8 protein-coding genes are annotated in these 12,600 nt (G+C 42.4%); 6 read left to right on the top strand and 2 right to left on the bottom strand.

What is annotated here, in order from left to right:
• Positions 1-79 precede the first annotated feature (79 nt).
• Entirely contained in the window at positions 80-2,566 is a 2,487-nt protein-coding gene (gene pheT / locus QT992_RS03510; RefSeq protein WP_333335113.1) for a phenylalanine--tRNA ligase subunit beta, read from the top strand.
• Between the two features lie 291 nt (positions 2,567-2,857).
• On the opposite strand, the gene QT992_RS03505 is transcribed toward pheT, so the two are convergent.
• The gene (locus QT992_RS03505; protein WP_333335109.1) at positions 2,858-3,430 is read right to left on the bottom strand and encodes a Uma2 family endonuclease; all 573 of its coding nucleotides are present in this window, start codon (positions 3,428-3,430) and stop codon (positions 2,858-2,860) included.
• Between the two features lie 123 nt (positions 3,431-3,553).
• Here QT992_RS03505 and QT992_RS03500 point away from each other — a divergent pair, with 123 nt between their 5' ends.
• The 4 genes from QT992_RS03500 to QT992_RS03485 are packed head-to-tail and all read left to right on the top strand — an operon-like array spanning position 3,554 to position 10,975.
• A complete protein-coding gene (locus QT992_RS03500; protein ID WP_333335107.1) occupies positions 3,554-3,991 on the top strand; it encodes a DUF29 family protein in 438 nt (145 codons plus the stop codon).
• A 21-nt stretch (positions 3,992-4,012) separates the two neighbouring features.
• On the top strand, positions 4,013-4,282 hold the full coding sequence (locus QT992_RS03495) for a YciI family protein (protein ID WP_190741349.1): 270 nt from the start codon (positions 4,013-4,015) through the stop codon (positions 4,280-4,282).
• Between the two features lie 13 nt (positions 4,283-4,295).
• Positions 4,296-7,307: a hypothetical protein gene (locus tag QT992_RS03490; protein ID WP_333335104.1), complete on the top strand. Its 3,012-nt coding sequence runs from the start codon at positions 4,296-4,298 to the stop codon at positions 7,305-7,307.
• A gap of 11 nt (positions 7,308-7,318) precedes the next feature.
• Positions 7,319-10,975, top strand: a complete 3,657-nt coding sequence (locus QT992_RS03485; RefSeq protein ID WP_333335101.1) for an ATP-binding protein — start codon at positions 7,319-7,321, stop codon at positions 10,973-10,975.
• Positions 10,976-11,145: 170 nt separating this feature from the next.
• On the opposite strand, the gene QT992_RS03480 is transcribed toward QT992_RS03485, so the two are convergent.
• Entirely contained in the window at positions 11,146-12,075 is a 930-nt protein-coding gene (locus QT992_RS03480; protein WP_445305281.1) for a metal ABC transporter substrate-binding protein, read from the bottom strand.
• A 160-nt stretch (positions 12,076-12,235) separates the two neighbouring features.
• On the opposite strand from QT992_RS03480, the gene QT992_RS03475 reads away from it, so the two are divergent.
• Positions 12,236-12,487, top strand: a complete 252-nt coding sequence (locus tag QT992_RS03475; protein WP_333335098.1) for a hypothetical protein — start codon at positions 12,236-12,238, stop codon at positions 12,485-12,487.
• Positions 12,488-12,600: the final 113 nt, after the last annotated feature.

Genomic DNA, 12,600 nt, shown 5'->3' with positions numbered 1-12,600 from the left:
CAGTCGAAGTTCGCCGGGGCGGACAACGGACAACTAACTACTGACAACTAACTACTGACAACTAACTACTGACTAAATTATGCGTATTTCTCTAAAGTGGCTCCGGGAATTGGTGGATGTGGCGATATCCCCAGAAGAATTAGCCGAAACCCTGACAATGGCAGGCTTTGAAGTTGAAGAAATCGAAGACCGCCGCCCGTGGGCAAGCGGTGTAGTTTTGGGCAAAATCATCGCCTGCGAACAGCATCCGAATGCAGACAAATTGAGAGTTTGTCAAGTGGATGTCGGTTCTTCACAAGCTTTGAATATTGTTTGCGGCGCACCCAACGCTAGGGCAGACATTTACGTGCCTGTCGCTGTTGTCGGAACTTTTTTATCGACTATTGATTTAAAGATTAAACCGGCTAAATTGCGGGGCGTTCCTTCCGAAGGAATGATTTGCTCTCTGGCGGAATTGGGACTATCTAAAGAGTCAGCCGGCATTCACATTTTCGAGTTAGAAAATCCCGAATTGGGCAGCGATATTCGCCCACTTTTGGGTTTAGACGATGTGATTTTAGACTTGACAGCAACTGCCAACCGTGCTGACGCTTTGAGCATGGTGGGTGTAGCGCGGGAAGTGGCGGCGCTGACTGGGGCGAGTTTGAGAATTCCCGAAGCGAATGGTGTTGCGATTGAGGGCAAAGAAAGTCCTGGTTTGGCAGTAGAAATATCCCAAGCGCAAGGATGCCCAATTTACATCGGCACGGCAATTGAAGGTGTAAAAATTGCTGCTTCTCCAGCTTGGTTGCAGCAGCGGTTGCAGGCGGCGGGAGTGCGGCCGATTAATAATGTAGTTGACGTGACTAATTACATTTTGCTGGAATGGGGCCAGCCGCTGCACGCTTTCGATCGCGATCGCCTACAATCTTTCACGGGTACTCAAGATATCAGCATCGCCGTCCGCTTTGCCAAAACAGGCGAATCCTTCAAAACTTTGGACGGACAAAACCGCAATTTGCAAGCTCAAAATCTGTTAATTACTGCTAGCGACAAACCTGTTGCCTTAGCTGGGGTAATGGGTGGCGAAGATACGGAAGTTCACGAAGGAACGCAAAATTTAGTTTTGGAAGCCGCGATTTTTGACCAGGCAACGATTCGCCGTTCTGCGCGCGCTCAAGGCCTGCGGAGCGAGGCTTCGATCCGCTACGAACGGGGGGTGAATCAGGCGGCTTTGACGACTGCTTGCAACCGCGCTGTAGCTCTAATTTTGGAGTTGGCTGGAGGCACTGCGACGGTGCAGAAAACGGCGAGTTCGGGCGAGGATTTGAGTTTTTCGCGATCGCTCGAATTGCGTTTAGACCGAGTAAATCTGGTTTTGGGGCAGTTGAAAAGAGGACAAACGGGCGGTTCTAAATATCTGGAACCGGAAGAGGTGAAAAACATTCTCATAGCCTTGGGATGCGAAGTTGTTCAAACAGAAAAAGAACGGGTGTTTGCGATAACAGTTCCTCCTTACCGCTACCGCGATTTAGAAAGGGAAATTGACTTAATTGAAGAAGTTGCCAGACTCCACGGTTATGACAATTTCTGCGATACTTTGCCCAGCAAAACGGAACCCGGTTATCTGTCACCAGAATACGCGGCAATTCGGAATGTGCGATCGGCTTTTCGGGCGGCAGGTTTGACGGAGTTGATGCACTATTCTTTGGTGAAAACTGAGGGAGACAATCAGGTGGTGCTGGCGAATCCGCTGTTTGTGGAGTATTCGGCTTTGCGGACAGAAATGCTGTCGGGTTTGATTGATGCTTTCCAGTACAATTTGGAACAGGGAAATGGGGCGCTAAACGGTTTTGAAGTCGGCCGCATTTTCTGGAAAGATGGGGATGCAATGAAGGAAGCGGATGCAGTTGCGGGGATTATCGGGGGCGATCCGACTGTGTGGAAATGGCAGCAGTCCGGGCGCGATCGACCTTTGACTTGGTTTGAGGCCAAGGGGGTTGTGGAAAGCGTGTTTCAGGGGTTGGGTTTGGCGGTGGAATATCGACAAGATGATGGTAAACAGGATGTTTATCCTATTAGTGGCGGGCAAGATGCCCGCCCCACAAGGCTGCATCCTGGCCGCACCGCTGCGTTATCGTTAAACGGGAAACATTTAGGAATTTTCGGACAGTTGCACCCGCAATTGCAGCAAGAAAAGGATTTGCCTGAGCAGGTTTACGTGTTTCAATTAGATTTAGCGGTGCTGTTGGGTGAATTAGGGCGATCGAGCAACTTAACTCGCAAGTTCGCGGGTTATTCGAGTTTCCCCGCTTCTGACAGAGACATTGCATTTTTTGCACCGGTTGAAGTTCCGGTTGTTGAGATGCAGAGTGCGATGAAAAAGGCGGCGGGTAGTTTGCTGGATTCCGTGGAATTGTTCGACGAATATCGGGGCGACAACGTGCCGGCGGGACAGCGGAGTTTGGCTTTTCGGTTAGTTTACCGCGCGGGCGATCGAACTTTGAGCGAAACCGATGTCGAACCGGCACAACAAAAAGTTCGCGATGTTTTAGTTGAGAAATTCGGCGTTAGTTTGAGAAGCTAATTGTAGGGTGCGTCGCCTGCGAAAAATTCCTAAAAAAGATCCACAATCTCATAGCGACGCACCTGCGCTTTTCAAGGATTCAGCAAATAAACCCAACAATTATTTTGTAACAAGGTTTTTTTAGAAATTGCATAAGGTGCGTCGCTATGAGATTTTCGATATTTAGTTAGAGCTTTTTCAGGGCGACGCACCCTACGGCTATTAACTGGTTCCCAGACTTTACCTGGGAACTTTCTTTTAACCCACGGAGGTGGGTTTTGTCTGTGTAGACGCGGTTTCCAACCGCCGAGTTTAAGTCGTAATTAAAGGCCGCAACATCTCCCCAACCATAAAATAAAAATCAGGAAATTGCAAAGGAGAAATACTCGCATCATCCTCAAGAACTACTATACTCTGATAGCCATCCTGACTCGGTTCTCTAAATACGTGAAGTTGCCGATTATTAACATCCAAAACCCAATAATCAGCAATTCCAGACCGAGCATAAATTGTCGCTTTTAGCCCCAAATCTGTTCTCAGGGTTCTATCAGCAACTTCAATAATCAGATAAATTTCAGACGGAGTTGGATGGTGGTCTTCATAGTAAAGCGGATCGGGTACAACTACAGCAATATCGGGTTCAGGTTCCGAGTAATCATTGAGCCGAACTGGATCTTGTAGCCGCACCAATATCCGCTGTCCCAAACGGTTATTCAGTAACTTATCTGTCCGTGTCACTGCTGCACTGTGTGCTGTTCCTTTTGCTGCCATCTTTACTATCTGTCCTGCCAATAATTCAACTCGTTCGTCTTCCTCAAGAATCCCCATTTCGGCCATGCGGTGATACTCTTGAACCGTCAACAGGCGAATGTCTAATAAAGTCATAGCTTGCTCCTCTATGAATTTAACAATATTATAACCCACGCAGGTGGGTTTTGTTTGTGTAGGCGCGGCTTCTAACCGCCGGTTTTTAGTATAATATATTAAATAGCGGTAATATTAAACCTGATGGAAGAATTAATGGAATTAAAGGAGTTGCTACACCGAGGCAAGGTTGCAGAAGCTCTAGTGTTAGTGGCAGAATTAGAAGAAATGAGTAAGTCCGATAAGCTTAACAAAATTTTCAGTTATGGTATCATTCTGCTATTGCATTTGATTAAAAAAGTTGCTGAAAACCGTACTACTAAGTCTTGGGAAACTTCGATATTTAATGCGGTTAAGCAAATTCAACGTACCAACAAGCGGCATAAAGCGAAAGGCACTTATCTCACAGAAGAAGAATTAGTCGAGACTTTAGAGGATGCCTATGAATCTGCATTAAAGTCGGCGGCTTTAGAGGCTTTTGAAGGAATATATGATGTTGAAGAAATTGCCGAGATGGTGAACCGAGATGATATTATGACAATGGCGATCGGGTTGATTTTAGATAAACAGCCTGAAATTTAGATTTTTGAGAGGTTGACAGATATGACCAAATATGTGATGTGGGGAAGTTACTGCGAAGACGTTCTCGAAAAACGCGCTCCGTTTCGAGACGCTCATTTAGCCGGATTGGCTAAGCAGAAGGAATCGGGTGTGTTAAGTACGATCGGGCCAACGAAAGATTTAACAAAAGTTTTTGCAATTTACGAAGCTGAAGATGAGGCGGCCGTGCGACAATTGGTGGAAGCCGATCCTTATTGGGTAAATGGGGTTTGGACTGAGTACGATGTGAAAGAGTGGATTCAAGCTTTTTGAAGGGGTTAACAGGGTGAACATCTTAAGATTGGGTGACAGCGATTTAGTTCCAGTGGACTATGGCGATTTGCTGGACAAGATTTTAGAAGTTTTGCAGGGAACCAATCCGTTTAATATATCAGATGACCGCCGCCGTCTGATCGTCGATATTGATGCGATCGCTGCTGATGTTGCAAAAATGCAAGTGCGGACACCCTTGGGTTCCTATGAACGTCAAGCCGATGCTGCTACGGTTAATTTTCCGCCAGAAGTTGAGGAGATTTTTGGCGATCGAGTTAGGCAGATTCAACAGTGTTTGCGGCAGCAATTAGAATCAATTTTAGGACAAAATGTTGCCATTGAAAAATTTGTAAATAGCTTAACCAGTCTTCTAGATTCTTTTAAAGGCAGCGGAAGTCAGTTGGGCTTCAAATACGATTTCGACAAAAAACATCACAATTTGCAAAAAAAGAAGCTAACTTTGGAACCATTGGGCACTGGAAGCGATTCCTTGCTCAAGTTTCACAAAGTTACTATTTCTGTCGGAAATGCAAATATTTTTCAACAAGAATTGCAAGAAGGTTTAAAAAATTATATTGATGAAAAAGCTCAGACTGAGGATGACAATGATGAACTAAATCGACTGCTTCAGGAAATGTTGAGTGATGAAACTTCTAGTTTTCATCGATTAGTGCGAATTGTCGATAAAGAAACTCTAGGCCAACTAAAAAAAGAAGCCAAAATTACTTACTTAGAATATATTTTAGCAAACGTCAGCCCAGATAAAGCCAACGACAGAGGCTGCATTTATTTACAAGATTTGATCCGGCGCTTGCGGTTGATAGAACAGTATATCAAAGACGCTGATAAAGTTGAGGGAGACTATCTAGTTAACTATCAAGAGACTAAGATTAATTATAAAGATGTGTTTTCGCGATCGGAAGCCTTAGATGCCCTGCCCATCATTCCAATTATAGCAGGTAATCTTGGAGAAACGACAGATAACTCTGGAGGCGATCGCCAATTTGTGTTTGGTTTAAAACTAAAGTTGGGCAATCCAGTTCCATCCCACGGCGCAGATAGCGTATTTGATTACAATCTCAGTCTACTAAATCCTGACAGCCCGGAACACTTAGCCGCATTAGAGGAACCAGCCTCTCACGAAACCTTCTTTCTCAAGGTACTAAAAATAGCATTTTTATATTATTTTGTATTTGCTTCTAACAGCAATCCCCTAGATCCAAATTACAACGCAGAATCGGAACTTGATTACGATCCGATAGCCAATTTCGATCGCAAAGTATTTCCCGTACTCAATGAATCTAACGAAGATGCGAAAATAGAGCTGTTTCGCAATTTTATTAAAGGATTTGAGAAGTTTAATATTAAGGCAAAAATTAACAGCCTTAAAATTTTTTTAAAAGACTTCATTAAGACAAAAACTATTTTGCACCCCCGCACAGAAGCACGACACATCTTAATTGAAACAGGCATCCTCAGAAAAGTAAATAATACTTTGACAACGGGTAAATTTTTCAAAGAAGTAGTGCAGCGCAATCCCAAGGAAACGCTTCAGTATATTTCCGTGGGACAGCCGAATGTCAGCCCAGAAGCTATTTGTCAATTGCCAGTCAATATTACCATTGAAGATATTCGCTATTTCTCAACTGATGAATTCCAAAGTTTTAGCATGGAATATAACATCAAAGGTATGCAGGCTTTGCCTATACTTTCGGTTCCGAATGCCAAGCGTTCTCAAGAAATTTTAAATGAAAATTTTAAGGGCAAATTAGTTGTGTTTCCCTACGAATACCGACGCTTAGATAGCCAAGGAGGTTTGAAACAAGAAGCAGCTTTTGTTTACAAGTTTGCGGTTTTGCTGCTGTCGTATATTTGCTTGCGAATCTTGTTGAAAAACTTACCAAATAATACATTCGTGCCGATAGTGAGAATTCACGAAGGCGACCACGATCATCCTTTCCCTTCGGAAAAATTTATGGGGCATCTTTCCAAAACATTATCTCACATTTTGAGTGAAAATCACCGAACCAACTCCCAGGGATTCCGTATCAGGGGTACTTTGAGTGCTTTTAAAATCAGAAACGGTTTGAGTTCGCTGTATTCAATACTTCCTAAAAAGTTTCGATTTAACAACCTACAGCTATCTCCAGAATTGGAGAATTTAGCGATTATTGCAGTATCTACAAGAGACAGCGACGCGAGAAAAGGTAGGGGCGATAATCGCGCCTCAAGAAAAGCCTGTTTGCTGGGCGAAGTTACCGGAATTAGGCGCTACGAAGACGGAACTATTCAAGTCGGATTGCTGAAAACTTTCTCCGCAAATTATAGCCTTGAGCATCTTTATACTCAGCCATCAATTCTAGAAGATATTGTCAGCCAGTTATACAAGCGAGGATATCGAAATTTTCTGTATATTTCGCAAGCACCTTATATGAGTACGCTGCACATTACTCAAAATGATGAAGACGAGAAATTGTTTTTCATGTCGAAAGATATCATCCGCACCTTGAAAGGAGAGCGACAAGATATTAGAATTTATCCGGTATTCCTTGATAAATACTACGTTTACAGTCCCCAACAGCATCGGGGAGAATCTTTTTATATTCAAGATACAGCGGAACTTGCTAACTTATTTGCAGATCCGAGCAAGCAAGCCGCGATGTTTTTCAATCTGTTTAATGGGATTAAAGTAGAACAAGGGGAAAAGAATTTTTACAATGGGGTAATTTCTTATTCGACACTGTTGAATATTTACGAGGGAATTATCGACGATCAAAATATTCGCCAAGGCTTGATTTATGATAGTGAAATCAAAGATACTTTATTGAACTATTTGACACTTTTTCACTTTTCTAAGTACGAAGCACGCCAACAAATTAGCTTGAAACTCGATCCGTTCGATCGCATTATTGGCGAGTCATCCGTTGGTGCTTTATCTGAATTTAGTCACGCGGGTGGAAGTGCTACTTTTAATTCGTTGGCATTTTTGAACAAGGTAAGAGAAGTGTTAAATGGAGCCGATTGAGGTCTAAAATAATGATAGCAGCAAACTTCGGTCGCCTCTTTGAAGTAGGATTTAATATTGGAATTCTGACTTGCATTCAGCAGCAAAAAATTTCTCACAATTTCGGCGATTCTTACCGCCTAGATTTGCAGCAGATTGAGTTTTCCAAGATGGTAGCCGAAATTATCAATTCGCATAACATTCCAAGCAGTTTAAACATTAAAATAGTTAAAAAATGGAGCTTGTTTTATCTAAAAAAAGGCTTTTTGGGCGGCTTAAGTTTTTTCCGGGAGTACCTGAAAGCTATTGGTGGAAAACCACAGAATTTAAAAATTTTGTACTATCAGTGCAGTTTTACTAAAACTAACAGCATTGGAACTTATGCTAAAAAGGATGAAGAAGGTTTTAAAGAAGTTTTACTGCAACTCAAATCCCTGAAACCTAGTTTATCAACTTCTGATATTAATTTGTACATCAATCGCTACTCAAAAACGGGTGAATTCCTGTGGGCGGATACGCTTTTGCTGCTACAGAAAGGTAAGAATTTTAGAATCTTGTGTGTTGATTTGTCTGTGTTTTCTCCGGCTGCTGCTGAAGTGCCTGATTTACATGAAGTTGAGGTGATGCGGAAACTGTTGGGGAGAGAAATTAGCTATTTGCGATCGAAAAGTGTGTTTTCTAATTTGGGAATTGATACCAGCACTTTAGGAATTGATTTTTCACAAGAGTTGCAAGACTATTTTAAAGCTTTTAATTATCATGATAAGGAAACCACTAAGTTAATTCAAGCGGGTAGCTACACTCACAGTTTCTATAATTTTTTGCAGAAAACAGGTATACTTTCAAGCAATGCTGAGGTATTGTTTAATGTAGTCGGTTATAGCGATCGCACTATTAATGCCATTTCCATTAATAAAGACAAAATTAACTTTTTGTCAACTTGTTCACAAATCTACAAAAAGAAAGATACATATAAAGATATTAACATTGCTCGGAGCGAAGTTTTCAAAGTCATCCAAATCAACGCGGCTCACAGTTTTAAAGAAGGCAGGAAGTTTGTTGATGATTTGTTAGCAATCGGGAAAGATGCTAGTTTTATACCTCATACTGAGCGGATTGAGGGTTTTGCTAATTCCATCGATATTATATCAGATCAACTGGCAGATGATTTGCAAGTCGATCGCGGATCGCATCTGAGAAATGCTCACGCTGAATTAATTGTCAAAGCACTGGAATCTGATGAAACTTACGTTTTTCTGACTGGGAATCCGGGAATAGGTAAAACAACTGCGATCGCCCAATTTCTCAAAAGCCATATCGAGGACGGTTTCCTATTTTTCTACGTCAGTCCCCGCAAGCAAGTAAACTTAGATATTATCGAGAAATTCAAAGACAAAACAACAGGATTGCTGTGCGACAATCGCCTTTTTTCTATTAACACAAACTCTGATATTATTGCCAGCAATGGGGGACGGCGTACCATTAAGTACCAATCAAATAATCGCAATGACAATTTTACAGAAAAAACTGTTCGTTTCCTCAAAGACAATCCACAAAATCAGAGAAGAGAATATCACCAGCGGCAAATTGAAAGAAAAGGGGAAACCGTACTTCAACCAACCAATATCAAAACTCTGGGAGTGCTAAACAGCACTTGTGATGCAGTTTATGCCCTGATTAATAATGGTGAAATTTCTAATAATATTATCGCCACGGTTTCTATCCAGTCTTTGAAAGCAACTGAAAACGGAGAAAATACTCTAAAACACTTTGCAAAGATATTTCAAGATGTTGTCAATAAACGGACAGGAAAAGTTGTTTCTGCTAAGATGCAGGAAATATCCCGCAGGATTAAACACTTATTCATCATGATAGATGAAGTCACAGGAGATGATGGGGGTGTGGAGTTTTTGTCAGGAATTACGGAAATTGTCCAAGATTATGAGTTGGCGGATAAGCGGCACGGTTTTAATACTAAAATTATTGTAGCAGATGCTTCAATTGTTGACCCCGATGTCATCAAACAGCACTTAAGCGATACCTCGCCGGAACCGGATAAAATTTATTTCAAAAATGTAGATAAAAATGCTCAGAAAATCCCGCCTTTGCAAGTCCTACCCTTTGAATTTAAACGGTTAGCGGCTAAAGTTATCAATGCAAATTCCTACCCTGCGCGCAGTTTAAAAATAACTTACAAAGTATTTGTAGAAAGTGTTAAGTATCAGGAAGATGCGCCTTTAAAACAGAATAGTAATTTAGTAAAGCGGGTCCAGTCTGAAATAATTGAGGATATCACTCAGCGATTAGCAATCCCAGGTGTGGAACAAATTATAGTATACATTCAGAACAAGCAAAGATTGGCCGAATTAATTGAAAAAATTAAAGATAGTCGCGAAAAGTTTGAGCAGTTTATCGATTATCTGGAAGTCCACGCGAATATCTCGGAAGAGGAGAAGGAGCAAATACAAAAGTGCAAAAATACAGCTAAAGTAATCTTTATGACTGCATCGGGAAGTCGCGGACTTTCTTTCCCGAAAACCAAACATATTTTAGTTGATATTCCCCGCTTCCAAATTGAGAAAAATCTGATGGAAATCATACAGGTGATTTATCGGGGACGCGGAGAATATGACAACGGTAAAACCCTTGATGGTGAAGACAAAGAATTGGTTTTTTACCTATCTGATACAGCAGTTTACTATGCTGAGGATGCGGAACTTTCCCTGCAAGAAAGCAAATTGAGTTTGTTGAATTTACTGCTAATTCTGAAGACTGCGGTGATGACGCGAATTGTCGGCTACGGGAATTTAGGTAGGGAAAAGTTTTTGATGATTCCGATTGGTGGTAAGTCGGTTTCTGCGGTGGGGGATACTTTTAGTAACAAGATGGCTTCTCTAATTAAAACGCTCAAGAGCGAAAGCATCCGAGGAAATAGGTTGCTAAAGGAGGTTTATACGAGTTTAGAAGAGCTTTTGGGTCGTGGGGAGTTTGTTTTGACAAATTCTGATAACTCTCGTTACAAGGGCAATTCCTACCTGGAAATGCGGGATGATTTTAACAAGAAGTTTTTGGAGAAGTGCAATCCGTTAGATGGTTTGCTGAGTTATGATAATTTAGAGACTGCTCATATTTGTGGTAGTTTGTTGGTAGTGCCTCTAGCTAAGCAAAATTTGCTGGAAAAATACCAGATGCGGCTACGCGAACAAATTCAGAAGTGTGTAGATAATCAGTTGCTGCAAAAAATGTATCGGATCAGGGATAGCGAGTCGTACCCGGAGAATGTACGATCGGCTATAAGAGGAGGTGCGATCGAGCTTTTGCAATTTCTCAACAGCGAAGTCGAGAAAACTCAGTATTTTGAAGAGCAGAGTCAGCAGTTCGATCGCTATTATGCCATACCGCTGTTTGCTTTTGTCAGCGGGGAGGAAATGCAGGAGTATTTTGCTGACAGCAGGCTGGAAGAACCGGAAGACAGGCGATTTCGGGATATTTTGTCGGCTTATGTGCGATCGATCTACCCTGCAGACAGTGTAATGCCGATCGGGCACAAGTATCAAGACTTTCCATTTATCGTGTTTAGAAGCTACAGTTTAGAGCAAAGTCGAGAAAAGATTTTTACAGATAAATATCTTTTAAGTTCCAACGAATTAAACGTGCTTAATTTAATTTTGTCGAAGCAGGTAAACTGAAACTTGTAGGTGCGTCAGACGATTTTAGATTTTAGATTTTAGATTGGGAATGAATGCTGACTATTGGGGTTTAGATATTACCTACAGTTGCATTCTTGTTGGAAACGGCTATCAGTTAGCTGTCACCCTATCCGCACAGAAAATAAAACTCTTATGACGCACCATACTTGCTACTTGCTAACTTCAAACGGCGTGGATTTCCCCCCCAAAGCTTCGACGATGGCGCGAGTATTAGCCGACATCATTTTCACATAAGAATCGCCCTCGCTTCCGGGCGCCCCAATCGAATCCGAATAAAGTTGCTGCGCCGCCAATTTCACCCCCGCTTCCTCCGCCACTGTTTTAATTAGTTGTGGGTTAATTGTCGTCTCCCCAAAAATAGCAGGAACTCCCGCAGATTTCACCGATTCTACTAACTTTTGCACGGTTTGAGCGCTCGGCTGTTCCTCGGTACTAATCCCGATCAAACTGTTAGCCTCTCCCAATCCGTAGGCGCGGCTGTAATATTGAAAAGCATCGTGACTTGTGACTAATTTGCGCTGCTTTTCGGGAATAGTTTTAATCTCTTGTTCGATCCAACTATCCAAACGTTTTAACTCTTCAGTAAGTTTCACAGCATTCTGCGTAAACTTCTCCCGATCTTCCGGCGATAGTTCGATTAGCGCATCCCGAATCGCTTCTACCATTTGAACGGCATTTTCCACATTTCCCCAAACGTGCGGATCGGGTACAGTATTGCCTTCTTTATTCAGTAGCAAAGGCTTGACAACTTCCCCCACTGCTAATTTCCGCGCCTTAATTCCGGCGGCATTCATCATCCTAATTAATCCCGGTTCCAAATTGTAACCGTTATACAAAATTAAGTTGGCTTCTTCTAAAGCTTGAGAATCTTTTGGCACCGGTTCGTAAACGTGAGGATCGGTTCCCGGCTGCAAAATTCCTGTTAACTGAACTTCGCCGCCCGCTAGTCGATCGGTCAAATCCTCAATAATTGTGCTGGTAGCAACTACCTTGGGTTTAGCATCTGCCTCTGGAGAGAGGCTATTGGTCTGGGTTTGAGCGCAACTAAATAAACCCACAGTCAAAATGCCGCAAGCAATAGTTCTAATCCAAAATGCCTTGGACTTGTTCAATCCAGGGCGGGAGGTTTCAATCCCCCACTCACCGCTAAACTCTCCTTTATCGGATTGCTTCACAATTGCCGTCGGTTTTAATTCACATCTGACACCCTTCTCAATTACTTGCTTAGGAACAGGCAAGATGCCTGTTCCACAAGAAAACTCACTCTTTGTGGAACGGGCATCTTGCCCGTTCTGGGCGGGCAGGATGCCCACCCCACAAGAAAACTCACTCTTTATGGAACGGGCATCTTGCCCGTTCTGGGCGGGCAGGATGCCCACCCCACAAGAAAACTCACTCTTTGTGGAACAGGCATCTTGCCTGTTATTGAGCATGGTGGAAGATATCAGTGTTAACCGACTTGAGATTTTCGCCACCAAACCTATGGTTTGAGGGGTTTCGAGCTTGCACTGTCCCATTATCTACCTCTCGTGCGTTCCAGATTATTCCTATTTACCGATGATTTCATATTCTTTTCATTTTTACAGTAAACTTAATAAAAAGGA

The sequence above is a fragment of the Microcoleus sp. T3_D1 genome, from assembly GCF_036700405.1.
Lineage (GTDB): Bacteria > Cyanobacteriota > Cyanobacteriia > Cyanobacteriales > Microcoleaceae > Microcoleus.
Note: the sequence above shows the minus strand (reverse complement) of the source record. Positions and strands in the feature narration are given on the sequence as shown.